This is a genomic window from Holzapfeliella saturejae, assembly GCF_037546065.1.
Classification (GTDB): Bacteria; Bacillota; Bacilli; order Lactobacillales; family Lactobacillaceae; genus Holzapfeliella; species Holzapfeliella saturejae.
Genome location: NZ_JAWMWG010000001.1, coordinates 899,516 through 915,093 on the forward strand (window position 1 = coordinate 899,516; position 15,578 = coordinate 915,093).

18 protein-coding genes are annotated in these 15,578 nt (G+C 34.7%); 10 read left to right on the forward strand and 8 right to left on the reverse strand.

Features of this window, described 5'->3' with window-relative positions:
* Positions 1–72: 72 nt before the first annotated feature.
* The 7 genes from mvk to R4Y45_RS04470 all read left to right on the forward strand — a co-directional run bounded on the left by mvk (position 73) and on the right by R4Y45_RS04470 (position 5,652).
* Positions 73–981 (forward strand): mevalonate kinase, encoded by a 909-nt coding sequence (mvk, locus tag R4Y45_RS04440; RefSeq protein ID WP_339969677.1) that lies wholly within the window; start codon positions 73–75, stop codon positions 979–981.
* The gene (mvaD, locus tag R4Y45_RS04445; RefSeq protein WP_339969679.1) at positions 982–1,956 is read left to right on the forward strand and encodes a diphosphomevalonate decarboxylase; all 975 of its coding nucleotides are present in this window, start codon (positions 982–984) and stop codon (positions 1,954–1,956) included.
* 23 nt (positions 1,957–1,979) lie between these two features.
* Entirely contained in the window at positions 1,980–3,050 is a 1,071-nt protein-coding gene (locus R4Y45_RS04450; RefSeq protein WP_339969681.1) for a phosphomevalonate kinase, read from the forward strand.
* 13 nt (positions 3,051–3,063) lie between these two features.
* Entirely contained in the window at positions 3,064–4,125 is a 1,062-nt protein-coding gene (gene fni, locus R4Y45_RS04455; RefSeq protein ID WP_339969683.1) for a type 2 isopentenyl-diphosphate Delta-isomerase, read from the forward strand.
* An 11-nt stretch (positions 4,126–4,136) separates the two neighbouring features.
* Positions 4,137–4,406: a hypothetical protein gene (locus R4Y45_RS04460; protein ID WP_339969685.1), complete on the forward strand. Its 270-nt coding sequence runs from the start codon at positions 4,137–4,139 to the stop codon at positions 4,404–4,406.
* Between the two features lie 90 nt (positions 4,407–4,496).
* Positions 4,497–4,925, forward strand: a complete 429-nt coding sequence (locus R4Y45_RS04465) for a MarR family winged helix-turn-helix transcriptional regulator (RefSeq protein ID WP_339969687.1) — start codon at positions 4,497–4,499, stop codon at positions 4,923–4,925.
* Between the two features lie 13 nt (positions 4,926–4,938).
* Positions 4,939–5,652: an alanyl-tRNA editing protein gene (locus tag R4Y45_RS04470; protein ID WP_339969689.1), complete on the forward strand. Its 714-nt coding sequence runs from the start codon at positions 4,939–4,941 to the stop codon at positions 5,650–5,652.
* 67 nt (positions 5,653–5,719) lie between these two features.
* On the opposite strand, the gene R4Y45_RS04475 is transcribed toward R4Y45_RS04470, so the two are convergent.
* The 3 genes from R4Y45_RS04475 to R4Y45_RS04485 all read right to left on the reverse strand — a co-directional run bounded on the left by R4Y45_RS04475 (position 5,720) and on the right by R4Y45_RS04485 (position 9,107).
* Positions 5,720–7,351 (reverse strand): ABC transporter ATP-binding protein, encoded by a 1,632-nt coding sequence (locus tag R4Y45_RS04475; protein WP_339969691.1) that lies wholly within the window; start codon positions 7,349–7,351, stop codon positions 5,720–5,722.
* 165 nt (positions 7,352–7,516) lie between these two features.
* The gene (locus R4Y45_RS04480) at positions 7,517–8,032 is read right to left on the reverse strand and encodes a DUF5067 domain-containing protein (RefSeq protein WP_339969693.1); all 516 of its coding nucleotides are present in this window, start codon (positions 8,030–8,032) and stop codon (positions 7,517–7,519) included.
* A gap of 97 nt (positions 8,033–8,129) precedes the next feature.
* Positions 8,130–9,107 carry an alpha/beta hydrolase gene (locus R4Y45_RS04485; protein WP_339969695.1) on the reverse strand — a complete coding sequence of 326 codons (978 nt, stop codon included), beginning with the start codon at positions 9,105–9,107 and terminating at the stop codon, positions 8,130–8,132.
* A gap of 106 nt (positions 9,108–9,213) precedes the next feature.
* Between R4Y45_RS04485 and R4Y45_RS04490 the strand changes: the two genes are divergently transcribed.
* From R4Y45_RS04490 to R4Y45_RS04500, 3 genes are all read left to right on the forward strand, one after another.
* A complete protein-coding gene (locus R4Y45_RS04490) occupies positions 9,214–9,651 on the forward strand; it encodes a MerR family transcriptional regulator (RefSeq protein ID WP_339969697.1) in 438 nt (145 codons plus the stop codon).
* A gap of 268 nt (positions 9,652–9,919) precedes the next feature.
* Positions 9,920–10,510 carry a signal peptidase I gene (lepB, locus tag R4Y45_RS04495; protein WP_339969699.1) on the forward strand — a complete coding sequence of 197 codons (591 nt, stop codon included), beginning with the start codon at positions 9,920–9,922 and terminating at the stop codon, positions 10,508–10,510.
* Between the two features lie 63 nt (positions 10,511–10,573).
* Positions 10,574–11,374 carry a Cof-type HAD-IIB family hydrolase gene (locus R4Y45_RS04500; RefSeq protein ID WP_339969701.1) on the forward strand — a complete coding sequence of 267 codons (801 nt, stop codon included), beginning with the start codon at positions 10,574–10,576 and terminating at the stop codon, positions 11,372–11,374.
* Positions 11,375–11,411: 37 nt separating this feature from the next.
* Here R4Y45_RS04500 and R4Y45_RS04505 read toward each other — a convergent pair whose 3' ends face one another.
* The 5 genes from R4Y45_RS04505 to rpoD form a co-directional block, all read right to left on the reverse strand.
* Positions 11,412–11,597, reverse strand: a complete 186-nt coding sequence (locus R4Y45_RS04505; protein WP_339969703.1) for a 2-hydroxymuconate tautomerase — start codon at positions 11,595–11,597, stop codon at positions 11,412–11,414.
* Positions 11,597–12,835 (reverse strand): peptidase T, encoded by a 1,239-nt coding sequence (pepT, locus tag R4Y45_RS04510; RefSeq protein ID WP_339969705.1) that lies wholly within the window; start codon positions 12,833–12,835, stop codon positions 11,597–11,599. The genes R4Y45_RS04505 and pepT overlap by 1 nt, the downstream gene beginning before the upstream one ends.
* 14 nt (positions 12,836–12,849) lie before the next feature.
* Entirely contained in the window at positions 12,850–13,656 is an 807-nt protein-coding gene (locus tag R4Y45_RS04515) for a Nif3-like dinuclear metal center hexameric protein (RefSeq protein WP_339969707.1), read from the reverse strand.
* The gene (locus R4Y45_RS04520; protein WP_339969709.1) at positions 13,656–14,339 is read right to left on the reverse strand and encodes a tRNA (adenine(22)-N(1))-methyltransferase; all 684 of its coding nucleotides are present in this window, start codon (positions 14,337–14,339) and stop codon (positions 13,656–13,658) included. The genes R4Y45_RS04515 and R4Y45_RS04520 overlap by 1 nt, the downstream gene beginning before the upstream one ends.
* Positions 14,340–14,418: 79 nt before the next feature.
* Positions 14,419–15,567, reverse strand: coding sequence for an RNA polymerase sigma factor RpoD (gene rpoD, locus R4Y45_RS04525; RefSeq protein WP_339969711.1), 1,149 nt, complete (start codon positions 15,565–15,567; stop codon positions 14,419–14,421).
* Positions 15,568–15,578: the final 11 nt, after the last annotated feature.

Here is a 15,578-nt window from a genome sequence, read left to right on the forward strand (position 1 = left end):
CTCCTTGCTATTAGTAGTTAAATCTTATCATATTTTTCAAACTTAATTTATTTTTACTGGAGGGGATTATTTGTGAAATCTGCCATAGCAACAACCCATGGGAAAGCTATTTTAATCGGCGAACATAGTGTTGTCTATGATCAAACAGCACTAGCACTTCCTATTCAAAATTTAAACGTAACGGTGAAGTTAACCCCGATTGAAGGGGATGCTTCAATTATTAACAGTCCTAGTCTAAACTTAAAGGCCCCTATCTCAACTATTGAAACCGACCATCCAGGTCTTTTTTATTTATTAACACAGTTTACCTGTGACCATGCTTTTGAAGCAACCTACACAAGCAATATTCCAACTGAACGTGGATTGGGTTCTTCTGCTGCGACTTCACTTGCCACTATTGAAGCATTAAACGATTATTTAGACCTTAAGTTACCTTTTGAAGAACAACTTAGCTATGCTAATCACGCTGAAGAGTTGAATCATGGTTCAGCTAGTGGATTAGATATTGCGACTGTCTGCCGTGATAAGCTGGTGTATTTTGATCATGGCCATTGCCAATTTGTTGATCAAAAACTCGGTGCCCATTTAGTGATTGCAGATAGTGGTATTTTAGGTAATACCAAAAAAGCGGTAGCTTTAGTTAAAGAACATTATCAATCAGGTCGCGGTCAACAAGAGATTGCAAAACTCACGCACTTAGTTGAACAAACAAAAGTTCTTTGGCAAAAACACGCCGTTAAACAATTAGGAACGGTTTTTACCCAAGCTCAAACTGCCCTATCTAATCTGAATGTATCCCACCCGGTTTTAGATCAGTTGATTCAAACCGCTAATCGCCATGGTAGTTTAGGTTCCAAATTAAGCGGTGGCGGTCTAGGTGGTATTATGATTAGCTTAGCCGATACCCGTCAAACTGCTGAAAGAATTAGCCAGGCTTTAAAACAAGCCGGTGCTAAAAATACTTGGATTGAGGAGATTTAAATGAAAGCAACTGCTCGTGCCCATACCAATATTGCCTTAATTAAATATTGGGGCAAAAAAAATCAAAATTTTATTTTACCCTATAACTCAAGTCTATCGATGACACTTGATGCTTTTTATACAGATACGACTGTTGAGTTCAATGAAGCATTCACTGAAAATCAGTTTTTCTTAAACGATAACCGTGTTAATAATGAAATGGCGACACGTGTTTTTGACCATATCAAAAAAATCACCACCCTGCTCAATCAACCAAATCTTCCCCATTTTAAAGTTTGGTCTACTAATCATGTTCCAACAGCTGCGGGACTTGCAAGTTCTTCATCTGGTTTTGCGGCATTAACTGCTGCAACCGTCAAAGCTATGGGACTTGAGTTATCAAAATCTGAACTATCTCGTTTAGCTCGTTTGGGTTCAGGATCAGCAACACGGTCTTTATTTGGTGGATTTGCGATGTGGTCTACAGGGAACGATTTGACTTCAGTTGGGTCAGCTATTGATGAGCACCCTGAGATGGATCTTCATTTGTTGGCCATTGAAACAAATAATGCTCGCAAGAAAATTCCATCACGTTCAGGGATGCAAAACACTGTTGAAACCTCTGCTTACTATGATGCTTGGGTTGAAAAAGCAAAAAACGATTTAGACTTGATGACCTATGCTATCAAGCAAAACGACTTCGAGTTATTAGGTAAAGTAGCTGAAAACAATGCGATGGCTATGCATGCCACTAATTTAGCTGCTGTTCCAAGTTTCACTTATTTTGAACCAGATACTTTAATTGCGATGCAAACTGTCCAAGAGTTGCGTGATAACGGTATTTCTTGTTATTATACTTTAGATGCGGGTCCAAATTTAAAGATTTTAACTCAATCCAAAAATATTGAAGCTATTAAGACTTACTTTAATAAAAAGTTACCTAAAGCTTCAATTATACAAGCAACCTTTGGTCCCGGAATTCAGTACTTATCATAATAAAATAAAAAAGAGGAATTAATTTGATTACAGAATATGCGTTAGGAAAACTCTATATAGCCGGTGAATATGCCGTTCTTGAAGAAACCAGTCCTGCTATTTTAGTGGCTTTAGATGAGTTCGTTAGTGTAAGCATCAGTAAAAGTAAAAAGCACGTGGGAACCATCCACTCGAAACAATACTCACAAGATGCGGTTCACTGGACACGTCAGGAAAACAAAATGGTGCTAGATAACCGAGATAACCCTTTCCATTTTATTTTATCTGGCATTTATTACGCTGAACAATACGTATTAGAAAATGAGGGCAAACTTGATATTTTTGATTTGAATATCAATAGTGAATTGGATGCTAAAGATGGTCGTAAATACGGCTTAGGGTCTTCTGCAGCCGTTACTGTTGCAACCGTTAAAGCTGTCTTAAGTTTTTACGGCGTTAAACTCGATAAAAGTCTTGTTTTCAAATTAGCAGCCATTGCCCATCTCAAAGTTCAAGGTAACGGTTCTCTTGGTGATATCGCCGCTAGTGTTTATGGTGGTTGGATTGCTTATCAATCTTTTGATAAACAGTCTGTTTTAGCTGAACTTGAAGCTAGAAGTTTAACTGATGTCATTAACTTAGCATGGCCTCAACTTAAAATTAAATTACTAACACCCCCTAAGGACTTAGAATTAATTATTGGTTGGAGCGGTATCCCTGCTTATACCTCACAATTAGTCGATAAAACAGACCAGGCAAAAGTTAAATACCCCGAAAAATATCAAAATTTTGTTAATGAAACACGCAACTGTATTCTTCGTATGATTGAAGGCTTTGAAACTGGCGACACCTCTAAAATTCAAGCTGAAATTCGCTATAACCGTTTATTACTGCAATCACTTGCTGATATGAGCCAAGTACAAATTGAAATTCCAAAATTAACGAAACTAATCGAAATTGCAGAATTGAATCACGGTGCCGCTAAGACCTCAGGTGCTGGAAATGGTGATTGTGCCATTGTCATTGCTGATTCTCATACAACTGTTGACCAGATGAAATCACAATGGTTAGCCGAAGATATTACCCCTTTAGACTTTAAAGTACACTCTTTATAGAAGGAATAACTTGATGAGACCAGAAAATAACCAAAGTATTCGCTCACATCGTAAAGATGAGCATTTATCACTTGCTGAAATTTTTTATCAAGAAACAAAAAACGTAGACGAATTTAAACAATTGAGTTTAATTCGACCTACCCTACCTGAAACTCGAGTGGATCAGGTTAACTTAACCTCATCCCTTTTTAATCGTTCACTAGATGTCCCTCTTTATATTAATGCGATGTCAGGTGGATCTAAACGATCGTTTAAGATTAACCAACAGCTTGCACAATTAGCGTATGAATTCAATATTGGTATAGCTAGTGGGTCGGCTTCTATTTTGGTTAAAGAACCTGAACAAGCAGAAAGCTTTGCTATCCTGCGTAAAGAAAATCCTACAGGACTAGTTATGGCAAATATCAACCCTTTTGTTCCAGTTTCAGATGCTAAACATATTGTTCACACCATGCAAGCTGACGCACTTCAAATTCATGTGAATGTGGTACAAGAAATCATCATGCCTGAAGGTGACCGTGACTTTGTTTGGTTGGATAATTTAAAAAAATTACAAGCTGAACTTGACGTGCCAGTTATTATTAAAGAAGTTGGCTTTGGTTTTGATAAGCATACGTTAGATTTACTCGAAGCCGAAGGTTTTGAAACAGTCGATTTAAGTGGCTCAGGTGGTACTAATTTTGCAAAAATTGAAAACTTTAGACGACCTGAACATGATTATAACTATCTGGATAGTATCGGGTTGTCCACCCTGCAGTCTTTATTGAATGCTCAAGACATCAATATGACTTACTTAGCTTCTGGTGGTGTTAAAACACCACTAGATGCGTTAAAGTGCTTAAGTTTAGGCGCTCAAGCTGTTGGTATTAGCGGTGTCTTATTACACCAATTAGAAAGACATGGGTATGATCAGGCCAAAAATTGGTTAGCAACTTTTATCAAACAACTAAAAGAGTTAACCGCTGTATTTGGTGCACAAACGGTAACTGATCTTCCAAAAATCCAAAAGTATTACCATTTAGAATTACAAAATTATCGTGAACAATTATCGACTGATTTCAAAACAGAACATTAAGGAGTGATAGTGTGAATACTTATTTGATAATTGGTCTTCTACTCCTTTTAGGTGCTGGATTTAGTCTAATCAGACTGTTTATTGATCATAAAAAAGCTAATCAAAAAGCGCGTGATATCTTAAAATCTAAAAAAGAATTTAAAAATATTGAACAAGCTTATCTGACAATGGCACCAAAAGCTGCATTAGACAAAATTAAAGTAGACTATCGTTTAAATATTTTAGGGACGGCAAAACTTTATCGGATGGTCAAAAGACAAACAAAAAAAGATGCTCAGTAAAGCATCTTTTTTATTTAACTTAAAATAGTTGACAAAACACAACTATTTTAATAGAATAAGCTCTACCAACTATTAGAGGAGTGATAACCCGTGAATGTCAAAAATATTCGACACTTTAATCGATTTTACACACGTATTTTAGGTGTATTTAATAACCGCGTATTTGATTTAGATTACTCATTGCTTGAAATGCGTGCACTGGGAGAAATCGGCCGATGTGAAGGCATTACATCGAATGAGTTAACAACCATTTTGAGTATTGATAAAACCTATCTAAGTCGTATTTTAAAGAAATTAAAGCAAAATGACCTAATCTATCGTCAAAAAGATGAGATTGATCAACGTCTCTTCCACCTTTATTTGACCAAAGATGGTATTGACTTATATCACTACATTGAAACGCAGTCCGATAACCAAATAGCAGCTAATCTTAAAGGACTTTCTGCCAAAGAAATCACAGAATTAGAAACAAGTATGAAGACTATTGAAAAACTATTATCTAAAACAACAACTAATTAAGGAGTGACCTATCATGGAACAATACTTAATCGATAGCTACAAAACTGAACATCAAACATCAATTACTTCAATAAGTGAAGACCGTCAAAAAATCACTGTTAAAGATACTATTATTTATCCTGGTGGTGGTGGTCAACCTAGTGATAAAGCTTGGGTTGAAGCTGATGGTCAGCATTATGATATCACGGGCTTTAGCCGTCAAAATGGCCAAGTTGTTTATCATTTATCAGAGCCAATTCCAGCAGAAACAACTACTATTACAGAATATATTGATTTTGACTATCGCTTTCGTAATATGCGTTACCATACCCTACTTCACCTGGTTTCTGGTTACTTGTACAACACTTATGGTGCTCTGGCAAAAAGTAGTGCGATTGAAGCTGACCACGCTCGTTTGGAAGTACAGTTTCCTGAAGACCGTGTTCCTGAAAATTTTGATAAAGAAGCATTCAAAGCAACTATTGATAATTTAATTAATCAAGGCTTAGCTGTAACTAGTGAAGAAGTTGACCGAACAGAATTGAGTCAAGAAGATTTAATTAGAACCTATACTAGCTTGATTCCTGAAAGTGTTCGTCATGTTAGATTAGTTAAAATTGAGGGCTTAGATGAACAAGCATGTGGTGGAACTCACGTATCTAATACCCGTGAGATTGATCAGTTTGAATTCACTCAATTGAAAAATAAAGGTCGTTTGAAAAAACGAATTAAAATGGCCCTAAATTAGCAAAAAAGAGCTTACTTAAAAGTAAGCTCTTTTTTATAAATATGCTTTTGAGCAGTTGTTATAAGTCTTAGGAATCATTCACAACATCTAAAAAAGCTTGAAAATCTGGATTATGTAGTAATTGTTCAGGCTCTTGGTTAGCTTTGATTCGACCATTTTCAACCCAAATAATAGCATCGTAGTGCTTGATTAAACTCATATCAAATTGATGCGTAATATAAACAAGGATTGAATCGAGTGTTAGAAGTTGGTCTTCTATATGATGTGATAATTTTGAATTCAGTCCTGATAGACTTTCATCCAGAACTAACATCGGTTTTTGCTGATAAATACCTCTGGCTAGTGCGATTCTTTGCTTTTGGCCACCGGAATAATTTTGACCATTTTGTTTAATTGATTCATTCAGTTGCTGAGCATTTTCGATGAATTGGTTAACACCACTTTGAACTAAAACTCGTTTAAATTTTGATTCTGAAAAAGGCTCACTTATCACGATATTTTGCTTGATAGTCTGATTGAAGAGATGCGGCGTCTGGCTGACATAAGAAACACTACTAAATAAATCTTCGCTGTTAATCAATGGCTGATTATCCACTAAAAACTGACCTTGATAATCCTGAATAAATCCAGCTAGTAACTGAGCTAGTGTTGATTTTCCCGACCCACTCTCTCCTACCAGTAAGTACTTTTTGTGAGCAGTCAAATTTAATGAAATGTCGTGCAATATTGGTTTACTATCCAGTGTCACTGAAATGTCTTTTAATTTGATTTGCTCATTTAATGACAATGGCGATGTCTTATCAACAACATCAACTGTATCAGCATCCGCTAAAGATTCGATTTTATCCATAATTGGTTTTGAACTTTTAATTTGAGGAATTAATCTAAAAATATCAATCAACGGAAAAACTAAGGTATTCATCGTTTGAACCATTGTAAGCATAATCCCTACGGTAATCATGCCATTCATAATAAACCAAATAGAAGCTAAAACAGCCGCATATTGCACCATCATACCAAGCATACTCGAAGTGACGTAATTTGCCATAATCCATTTGCCAGACGATACTTTAGCTCTTGTAAAATGATGATTAACTTTATTAAAATCATGAAGAAACTCGTCTACTGACTGTGTCGACTTGATTGTATCAAAACCATTCAAAATATCAGAAGTTTTCTCAGTTAGATTTGCTGATTCATTTGAAAATGAGGCTTGCTTCTTTTGTAGTGTTTGACTCATCATCATCGGAATCAAAAACACACCAATTGTACCAAGTAAGATGACTAAAAAGACAATGGGTTGATAATAAAGAACTGCCATTGAAGATATCAAAACAATAACCAATTGTGAAATAAAGTCAAAATAAGGTTCAATTGCATCTCGATCAACCATCTCAACATCATTTAATACATTCGACGTATACATACTAACAGGTTTTTTCCTAAATTGAGATACTGAGCTCCCTATCAATGTCTGTAGCATTTTTTGACGAATAGTGTAGATAATATGACCAACAAACTTCACCATAATTAATTGATTAATCATATCAAAGACCCACCTTAAAAAAACGATGGTTACGCCCATTACAATCATCATCAAAAAAAGGGCTTGATTCTTATTATCAGCATGTTCAACTATGTAACCGTAATAAGTTGCACTGGCAATGCTTACAAGTGCATAAAGCGTTGCCGTAACCATGACAATTAAAGTTGACTGCCAGTTTTCAACTAATAATTTCTTGATAAAAAATCCCCCTTAAAAATTAAATATCTATCATTTTTTGTTAACTATATTTTAATTAATTAGTTTCGTCAAGCTAAAAAAGAGCAGCCATCATTTGATAGCTACTCTTTTTACTGATAATTACGGCATAATATTAATAGATTCTGTAAACGTTGTCCCATTTGGTTCTGGTGTAAAGTTAAGTCTTACTCGATAAAAATTAGTATATAAGTCGAATTGTAAGACACATTCGGCAGTTTTACCTGGATTCAAAGTTTGTTGATCATCTTTGACAAAAATAATAGATTCATTAACATCCTTTAATTGTGAATCAAAATCATACTGATTAATCGAAAAATAATTATGCCACAGCTCATTAACTGAAATAGGTTGAGTTGTTTTATTCGTCAAATTAACCCAGACTTTCATAATAGGTGGAACATCATTATTGACTGACTCATCAATTCTAAATTTAGCAAATTTAGCGGTTAACACCTTAGAATTAGCGGTATAGCTTCTAAAAGTCGTTTCGTCTACTGCAGGTGTTGGCGACACTGATTTCAACTCTTGTTGGCGTGTTAATTGATTGTTTGAACAACATCCTGAAATCATAAGTGATAAACAAACCATCATTATTGTAATTAAATATTTTTTCATTATCCTACCCCTATTAATTGACTTTTTGTAGGATAACATATTTGGCATGTGCTATAAAATCCTTGTAGTTTCTTAATGTCGAATACTTTGTATATTACTAGTTTAGTTTTTCATTAAAGAAGTTAACTAATTTAGCAAATGGGATTTTATCTTCCTGATCATATAAGTCAGTATGTGTGGCATCTTTAATAATCATTAATTCTTTATTGTCACCTGTTAGCTTTTTGAAAGCATCTTGTGAAAAATAAAGAGAATGTGCTTTATCACCATGAATCATTAGTACAGGTGATTTAATTTCATTACTATATTGCAAAATTGGCATATTCATTAAAGAAAGTGTTGAAGTTACCGTCCACCCATCATTTGAATTAACCGATCTTGCATGATAACCACGGTTTGTTTTGTAATAGGCATAATAATCTTTTAAAAATTGAGGTGCATCTGATGGCACTTCTTCTGGTAAACCACCAGCTAATGCATAAGTTCCTGATTTATAATCTTTTGTGCGTTGATTATTCAACGAAACTTTCGTTTGATAACGTGCTTCTTCATCGATACTATCATTGTAGCCTTTTGCATTTAAGCGAGACATATCATACATTGTTGAAGTGACTGTTGCTTTAATTCGTGTATCAATAGCTGCAGTGTTTAAAGCAACACCACCCCAACCACAAATACCGATAATTCCGATTCTATCTGGATCCACTTCGTCTTGGGTAGATAAGTAATCAACAGCTGCTTGAAAGTCTTCTGTATTAATATCCATAGAGGCAACTGAGCGAGGAGTTCCTGCACTTTCACCTGTAAATGATGGATCAAAAGCAATCGTTAAAAATCCTGCTTCTGCCATTTTTTGAGCATACAATCCAGATGACTGTTCTTTCACAGCACCAAAAGGTCCACTAACCGCAATGGCTGGTAACTTCTCTTTTACATTTTTAGGTTGATATGAATCTGCTACTAGTTCAATACCGAAACGATTATGAAAACTTACTTTTTGGTGATTAACTTTATCGCTTTTAGCAAATACTTTATCCCATTGTGACGTTAATTGTATAGTTTGTTTTTCAATCATAATTTTAATCTCCCTTTGACAACTATTTCTTCTACGGTTAGTATAGTAGTACCTCAACCTGACTTCAGGTCAAGAGATTATTTAAATTTAATTAGGAGATTAATTAATGTATACAATTGGACAAGTTTCACAGCAATTTAATATCTCTGTTTCAACACTCAGATACTACGATAAAGAAGGTTTACTTCCTCAACTTAAACGTGTTTCAGGAATTCGTTATTTTTCTGAGAAAGATTTGGAAGCACTTCGTGTCATTGAATGTTTAAAACGCTCAGGATTGGAAATCAAAACCATCTGTCAATTTATGAAGTGGTGCGAATTGGGCAATGAAACCCTTCCAAAGCGAAAAGAATTATTTGAAAAACAAAAACGAGTTGTTGAAGAAGAAATGAAACAGCTGCAAAAAGTTTATGAGATGATTTCATATAAATGTTGGTATTATGGCGAATCTGTTAAATTAGGTTCTGAAGAATATGTGACTCCTAAAATTCCCGAAGGCTTACCTATTCATATCAAAAAATCTTATGATGCCGCACATCAATAAAAAAAGCTAGCCCTTAATGGCTGGCTTTTTTACTCTTTTAAACGGTCTAAATCTTCTGGGTCAATAAATAGCTCAACTTTTCCAGTTTCCATATCAACATCTACCTCATTATAAATAGATAATTTACCATTTGGTTGAATATCATTAATTTAAATTAAAATTAAAGTACTTTTATTTTAATTCCTATAAATTTAGTGAATTGCTAACATTTAAATAAAAAAATGCGTATAATGTGAATTGAAATCTATAAAACTAGGAGTTGAAAAACTTGTCAGATAACGAAAACATTCCAAAGCGTTCTGATCGAAAAAATCAAAATGAAGATTCTTGGCTTAAAATGTTTTTTCAATTTGTCCTTACATTTGCTATAATTTTTGGTTTATTCAGTGCACTTTTTACTTTTGTGTTAGAAAAAGAAACAGTATCTGGAACTTCCATGCAAACCACGTTTGAATCGGGAGATAATCTGATTGCCTTGCGTAATCCTGGTGTCAGTCGTGGTGATGTTGTCATTGTTAAAGTCCCTACAAGCGATGGCAAAACCGAACTGTACATTAAACGTATTGTCGGTCTTCCTGGGGAAAAACTTGAATCTAAAAATGATCAGATGTTTATTAATGGTCAACTTTTAGATGAGTCTTATCTAGATGGTGGAAAAGCTAAATTTAAGGCAACTAACCCTGATTCCCTATTTACAAATAATTTTGAAACAACGGTTCCTGCAGATAGCTACTTTGTTATGGGTGATAATCGAAGTGTTTCAAAAGACAGTCGAATTATTGGACCTGTTTCAAAAAGTCAAATTGAAGCCAAAGTTTTATGGCGTTTTTGGCCATTAAATACAATGAGAACGTTCTAAAAAACTTGCTAGTTAAACCAGCAAGTTTTTTATTAGGTTAATTCAATGAAAAGAGGTAAAATTATGAAACAAAAATTAATCGCATTAGATTTAGATGGTACAACTTTAAATCATCAAGGTAAGGTTTCTACAAAAACTAAAGAAACATTATCTAAAGTAATACAACTCGGTCATCATGTTATTTTAGCAACTGGGCGTTCTTTCCAGATTAGCAAGCATATTTATCAAGAACTAGGACTTGATACCCCTATGGTCAATTTCAATAGTGGTCTAGTTCACCTTCCCTACCAAGAATGGGATAAAGAACGCGTTGTTGGACTTGATTTAGATGTTGTTAATGATATCGTTAAACGTGCTGATAAACGCCCTGAGGTTAGTTTATTAACTGTTGAATCAAAAGATTTCTTTTGGGTTAACAAAGTGGCTAATCCAGATATTGACTTTTTCCCTAGAAAAATTACAGAAGACGATTTATTACCAAAACAGTACCCGCAAGAGATTATTTCAATTATGCTTTTTAGTGAAAATCCTGATGATTTAGCAAAAGAAATTAGAGAAGCTTATCCTGATCTTTCCATGCATGTTTGGAGAGGAAATGTTAGAGGAATTGAAATTCTATCTAAAAAAGTACATAAAGCTGATGGTGTTTTTTATGTAGCTGATCAGTTTATCATCGCAAACGAAGATATCATTGCATTTGGTGATGAAGAAAATGATTACGAAATGCTACAATCTGTCGGTCACGGTGTCGCAATGGCGAATGCTTCAGACAAGCTAAAAAATGTTGCTAAAGATGTAACAGCCTTCACCAATAATGAAGATGGTGTCGCACGCTATTTAGAAGACTATTTCAAATTAAATTAAAAAAACTATTGGATAAAATATCCAATAGTTTTTTTATTTATTGTTCGCTTTTTAATTTGCCACCAACAGAATAGTTATCTTTGTTCATTTCGTTTAAAACGATATGAACATTTTCTTGTGGTGCACCTGTGTTTTTGGCAATGGCTTCGGTAACATCTTTTACCATACCTTTAATTTGTTCAGGTGAACGTCCTTCAATTAAATCAATGTGTACGATTGGCATTAGTTTTCTCCTTTAACATTTAAAGTTGCAATTTCAAGTAAAACGTCTACGGCTTTTTCCATTGTTTGAACACTAACATACTCATAACGACCATGCATATTTTCGCCACCTGCAAATAAATTAGGTGTTGGTAGGCCCATAAATGAAATTTTTGATCCGTCTGTTCCCCCACGAACTGCTTTTTCATCGGTTTTAATGTCTAAATTATGCATAGCTTGACGTGCTAAGTCAACCACATACATATGGTCTTTAATTACTTCATACATGTTAGCGTATTGATCTTTAATCGTCACTTGAACACGCTCAACATCAAGTGATTCATTCATTTCTTTAGCGATTGATTGTGCTAATTCTTTACGACGAGCTAAGCCGTCTTTTTCAAAATCACGAATGATATAAGAAAGTGAAGCTTGGTCAACATTACCAGACATATCAGTTAATAAGAAGAACCCTTCACGATCTTTTGTTTTTTCGGGTACCTCATCTTTAGGCAAACGATCGTTAAATTCAATTGCCAACAAACTAGCGTTTACCATTACGCCATAAGCTGTACTTGGATGAACATTTTTACCCTGAATGTCTACCTTTAAGCTAGCTGCATTAAAAGTTTCGTATTCTAATTCACCTTCAGGTCCACCATCAACTGTATACGCAAAATCTGCGTCAAATAAATCAACATCAAATAAATTAGCCCCTGTTCCGATTTCTTCATCAGGACCAAAAGCCAAACGAATTTTACCGTGTTCGATTTCTGGGTGCTTAATTAAATAATCAGCAAATGTCACAATTTCAGCAACACCTGATTTATCATCGGCACCTAATAAAGTCGTTCCATCAGTTGTAATTAATGTATGGCCTTCATATTTAGTTAAGCTTTCAAATTCTTTAGGGTCTAAGTAAAAACCACTCTCACCCAACTTGATTGCTGACTTTCCATCATAATTTTCAATCAATTGTGGTTGAATATTTTCAGAATTGAAATCTGCTGTATCAACATGTGAAATAAAACCAATAGTTGGAACTTCTTTCTCAGTTGTAGCTTCAATTGTTGCTGTTAAATAGCCATTTTTTTCGTTATAAAAAATGTCACTTAGTCCAATTTCTTCTAGTTCTGCTTTTAAGTTGTTTAAGAAATCAACTTGGCGTTTTGTAGACGGTACTGTTGTTGAGTTTTCGTCTGAACGTGTGTTTTGCTTCACATAACTTAAAAATCGTGAAGTTAAATCATTGTATTTCATACTATTCTCCTTAGTTAAATAAATTGATAGGGATCCGTTGAAATTTGCGATTGAGTGACAGATATGTGCCAATCATTCTCTTGACTCCAAGTTGTTAATTTTTCCGCCATTTTACCCTTAAAAATAGCTTCAATGTGATGACCTGGATCAATAACAGGTAAGTTATAACTCAACATATCATGTCCTGTATGGTAATAAACATCTCCTGTAATTAACACATCAATTTCATTTTTTACGGCATCTAAAAAGAATTTTCCGCCATCTCCCCCTATTATACCAACTGTCTGCACTTTTTGCTCAGGGTTTGAAGCGACTAGCCTTAATCCTTGAAGGTTAAAGACATGTTTAAGTTCTCTTGAAAGTTCCGTTAATGTTTGAGATTGTGATAATTTTCCTTTTCGCCCGATTCCCATAGGCGTATTCCCGCGTGTTAACTCAAATGCAAAAGGCTGCACATCAGATAAGTTTAAGCATTCACTTAGCCAATCATTCATACCTTCAGGTGCCATATCAATATTAGTATGAGCTGAATATACGACAATATCATGTTTGATAATTTGAGCATACATTGCATTTTGTGGGTTAGATAAATCTAAATTCTTTGCTGGACGAAACATCAATGGATGATGACTAAAAATCATATCCACATTATTTTGAATAGCTTCTTCTACAACTTCTGGTCGAACATCTAAAGTCGTCATAATTTTAGTGATATTTTGGTTAGGATTACCAATTTGAAGTCCTACGGGATCTTTATCTAAAGCTAAATCTTGAGGTGCAAATTGTTCAATTCTCTCAATAATTTGTTGAGCTTTAACCATTATAAAACCTCCTGTTCAATTAAACGTACGGTGTTTTCGAATTCTTCAATCTTTTCTTGATTGTTATCGGCATGCTGTTTAAGTTGTCTCAAAATAGTAGTTAGTGTATCTAATTTATGTTGCCATTTTTGAATAAATAACTCTGGCTTTTCTTGTACTAAAACAGGCCCAAAAAGTAACTCTGCTTCAGAATAAGTAACCTTTTGATTAACTTGTACTGCTTTAATAATTTCGTAAATGTGACGACCTTCTTTAACGATGGTTTCTTCTGTAATTTGATAGTGATGAGTCATCAACCACTGTCTAACCTCTTCTTCACCAATGTTAGGCTCTAAAATCAATGTCTCAAAATATAACTGTCTTTGACTAGCTTCTTCTAAAATATCAACAATTAGTTTGCCACCCATACCAGCAATTACAACTTGTTCAACCTCATCTGCTTTTGAAAATGGAACTAGTCCGTTACCAAGTCGCGTTGATATTTTATCGGCTAGTTGATGCTGTTGAATATTTTCAACGGCATTATTCAACGGCCCTTCAGCAATATCTGCGGCAATGGCACTCGAAATGACGCCCTTTTCAACTAAATCAATTGGTAAATAGGCGTGATCAGTTCCTATATCTGCTAATTTTTGATTGTGATTTACTAAATTTGCAATAGCTTCTAAACGTTTTGAATGCATCATATCTCCCCATATCTATCCCTGATTTTAACACAAAAAAAGAACTTGGTAACAATGTTATCAAGTTCTTTTCTGACAATTAGTCTAAAAAGTCCTTCAATTGATTTGAACGTGAAGGATGACGTAATTTACGTAGAGCTTTCGCTTCAATTTGACGGATACGTTCACGGGTTACTTTGAAAACCGTTCCCACTTCTTCCAAAGTACGTGTACGACCATCATCTAGACCAAAACGTAAACGTAGAACATTTTCTTCACGGTCAGTCAATGTATCCAATACATTTTCTAACTGTTCTTTTAGTAGTTCATAAGAAGCATAGTCTTCTGGACTTGTTGCTTCTTGGTCTTCAATGAAATCTCCTAAATGAGAGTCATCTTCTTCACCGATTGGTGTTTCAAGTGACACGGGTTCTTGTGAAATTTTTAGAATTTCACGAACTTTGTCACGTGCCATATCCATTTCAGCACCAATTTCTTCAGGTGTTGGTTCACGACCTAAATCTTGAAGTAATTGACGTTGAATTCTGATTAGCTTATTAATGGTTTCAACCATGTGAACAGGGATACGAATAGTACGAGCTTGGTCAGCAATTGCACGCGTAATAGCTTGTCTAATCCACCATGTGGCATAAGTTGAGAATTTGAAACCTAAACGGTAATCAAATTTATCAACAGCCTTCATTAGTCCCATATTACCTTCTTGAATCAAATCTAAGAATTGCATACCACGACCAACATAACGTTTAGCAATTGATACAACCAAACGCAAGTTAGATTCAGCAAGTTCTTGTTTAGCTTCTAGGTCACCATCTTCAATACGGTGAGCTAGACTAACTTCTTGATCAGCATTTAAAAGAGGTACTCGTCCAATCTCCTTCAAGTACATTCTAACAGGATCATTAATTTTGATACTTGAAGGTGCTGATAAATCTTGAATTTCTTCTTGTTTAATCGCTTCTTCTTTACTCAAAGCTAATTGTGAAGGATTTCCTTTTTCGTCAACAATTCCAATACCATTATCTTCAAATTGACGAACTAATTCAGTAATCGCTGTTTTTGTTAGTTTAAATGGATGAACCAACTTATCAGCAAAATCAACTTCTTTTAGTTCTTTAGTTTTTTTAGACTCTTTAACTAGCTGATTAACAGCTTTTTCAAGTTCAGTGTTACCTTGTGTAGCACTTTTAGAGGTTTGATCTGTAACTTTTGTTTGTTTGTTTTCTGACATAGAATACCTCC